Here is a 3,111-nt window from a genome sequence, read left to right as displayed (position 1 = left end):
AAGTCAATTTGTTGAGAGAAACCAGAATTCACTGAGAGAATTAACATAGTGAAGAGAAAAGACTTTAACGCTAAAGTCGAAGACTTAAATGGTCAAGTCAAGAAGAGCATCGAGTGAATGCCTTGGCACTGGGAGCCGATGAAGGACGTGATAAGCTGCGATAAGCTGCGGTTAGAAGCACATATTCTTACCCGCAGATTTCCGAATGGGGAAACCCACATATGGTAATGCGTATGTATCGTTACGTAAATACATAGCGTAACGAGGGGAACGCGGGGAACTGAAACATCTAAGTACCCGTAGGAAGAGAAAGAAACATCGATTTCCTGAGTAGCGGCGAGCGAAAGGGAAAGAGGCCAAACCGAACTGCTTGCAGTTCGGGGTTGCGGACCACCACAACGCGATTGAGGTTATGCGAGCGGAATAGATCTGGAAAGTTCAACCGAAGAAGGTAACAGTCCTGTACGCGAAGCAGAAGACACGCAGGTGGCACCAGAGTAGGACCGGACACGTGGAACCCGGTTTGAAGCGGGAGGGACCACCCTCCAAGCCTAAATACTACCCAGTGACCGATAGAGAACAGTACCGTGAGGGAAAGGTGAAAAGAACCCCGGGAGGGGAGTGAAATAGAATCTGAAACTGGATGCTTACAAGCAAAGGGAGCGCAAGTGACCTTGTACTTTTTGTAGAACGGGCCAACGAGTTATGGTATGTAGCGAGGTTAAGGTGCTGGAGCACCGGAGCCGTAGAGAAATCGAGTCTGAACAGGGCGAGAGTTACATGCTGTAGACCCGAAACCGGGTGACCTATCCATGAGCAGGTTGAAGTAACCGTAGAAGGTTATGGAGGACCGAACCTATATCTGTTGAAAAAGGTTAGGATGACTTGTGGATAGCGGTGAAATTCCAATCGAACTCGGATATAGCTGGTTCTCCTCGAAATAGCTTTAGGGCTAGCCTCAAGGAAAGATATGCGGGGGTAGAGCACTGACTGTTCGCGGGGCCTTCACCGGTTACCAACAACTATCAAACTCCGAATACCGTTATATTATACTTGGGAGTCAGACTATGAGAGATAAGTTCCATGGTCGAAAGGGAAACAGCCCAGATCAACAGCTAAGGTCCCAAAGAGTAAGTTAAGTGGAAAAGGATGTGGGATTGCACAAACAGCTAGGATGTTGGCTTAGAAGCAGCCATTCATTTAAAGAGTGCGTAATAGCTCACTAGTCGAGTGATCCTGCGCCGAAGATAAACGGGGCTAAAACTTACCACCGAAGCTTTGGAATTGCTTAGGCAATTGGTAGAGGAGCGTTCTGTACGGGCAGAAGGGAAGTCGTAAGGCGACCTGGACTGTACAGAAGAGAGAATGTTGGCATGAGTAGCGTAAGGCGGGTGAGAATCCCGTCCGCCGAAAATCTAAGGTTTCCTGAGGAAGGTTCGTCCTCTCAGGGTAAGTCGGGACCTAAGCCGAGAGCGAGAGCTGTAGGCGATGGACAACAGGTTAATATTCCTGTACTACCGATGATTGTATGAGTGAAGTGGGGACGCAGAAGGATAAGTTGAGCACGCCGTTGGTTGAGCGTGTCCAAGCAGTGAGGTTTGAATGTAGGCAAATCCGCATTCTACAAGATTGAGCTGTGATGGGGTGACGAAAGTCAATAAGCAACTGATTTCACGCTGCCGAGAAAAGCCACTAGCGAGATCAAAGGTACCCGTACCGCAAACCGACACAGGTAGATGAGGAGAGAATCCTAAGGTGAGCGAGCGAACTATTGTTAAGGAACTCGGCAAAATAACCCCGTAACTTCGGGAGAAGGGGTGCCCACATAAGTGGGCCGCAGTGAAGAGGTCCAGGCAACTGTTTACCAAAAACACAGGTCTCTGCTAAATCGAAAGATGAAGTATAGGGGCTGACGCCTGCCCGGTGCTGGAAGGTTAAGGGGAAGTGTTAGAGCAATCGAAGCACCGAACTTAAGCCCCAGTAAACGGCGGCCGTAACTATAACGGTCCTAAGGTAGCGAAATTCCTTGTCGGGTAAGTTCCGACCCGCACGAAAGGCGTAATGATCTGGACACTGTCTCAACAATAGGCTCGGTGAAATTGTAGTACCGGTAAAGATGCCGGTTACCCGCAGCAGGACGGAAAGACCCCGTGGAGCTTCACTGTAGCTTGATATTGAGTTTCGGCGTTGCATGTACAGGATAGGTGGGAGACTATGAGACGGGTACGCCAGTATCCGTGGAGTCACCGTTGGGATACCACCCTTGTAACGTTGGAATTCTAACCGAGTATCGTAATCCGGTACCGGGACAGTGTCAGGTGGGCAGTTTGACTGGGGCGGTCGCCTCCTAAAGAGTAACGGAGGCGCCCAAAGGTTCCCTCAGCGCGGACGGAAATCGCGCGAAGAGTGCAAAGGCAAAAGGGAGCTTGACTGCGAGACATACAGGTCGAGCAGGGACGAAAGTCGGGCTTAGTGATCCGGTGGTACCGCGTGGAAGGGCCATCGCTCAACGGATAAAAGCTACCCCGGGGATAACAGGCTTATACCCCCCAAGAGTTCACATCGACGGGGGTGTTTGGCACCTCGATGTCGGCTCGTCTCATCCTGGGGCTGAAGTAGGTCCCAAGGGTTGGGCTGTTCGCCCATTAAAGAGGTACGCGAGCTGGGTTCAGAACGTCGTGAGACAGTTCGGTCCCTATCCGCTGTGGGCGTTGGAAATTTGAGAGGAGCTATCCTTAGTACGAGAGGACCGGGATGGACATACCTCTGGTGCACCGGTTGTTCTGCCAAGGGCATAGCCGGGTAGCTAAGTATGGACGGGATAAGCGCTGAAAGCATCTAAGTGCGAAGCCCCCCTCAAGATAAGATTTCCCCCAGAAATGGTAAGACCCGTGAGAGACTATCACGTTGATAGGCCAGAGGTGTAAGTGCAGTAATGCATTCAGCTGACTGGTACTAATCGGTCGAGGACTTGACCAGATGGTTTAGATGGCCAGTAGATATTATTCAGTTTTGAAGGTACAGCCTTCAAAAAACAAATAAGGAAAATCCGGTGATTATAGCAGAGAGGATACACCTGTTCCCATCCCGAACACAGAAGTTAAGCTCTCC

Annotated in this window: 2 rRNA genes; both read left to right on the top strand. The window is 50.3% G+C overall.

Features of this window, described 5'->3' with window-relative positions:
- Positions 1 to 90: 90 nt before the first annotated feature.
- Positions 91 to 2,979, top strand: a 23S ribosomal RNA gene (locus tag FYJ65_RS09370).
- A 69-nt stretch (positions 2,980 to 3,048) separates the two neighbouring features.
- Positions 3,049 to 3,111, top strand: a 5S ribosomal RNA gene (gene rrf, locus FYJ65_RS09365); the annotation flags it as partial.

Source organism: Mogibacterium kristiansenii, from assembly GCF_009695905.1.
In the GTDB taxonomy this organism is placed as follows: Bacteria; Bacillota; Clostridia; order Peptostreptococcales; family Anaerovoracaceae; genus Mogibacterium_A; species Mogibacterium_A kristiansenii.
Note: the sequence above shows the minus strand (reverse complement) of the source record. Positions and strands in the feature narration are given on the sequence as shown.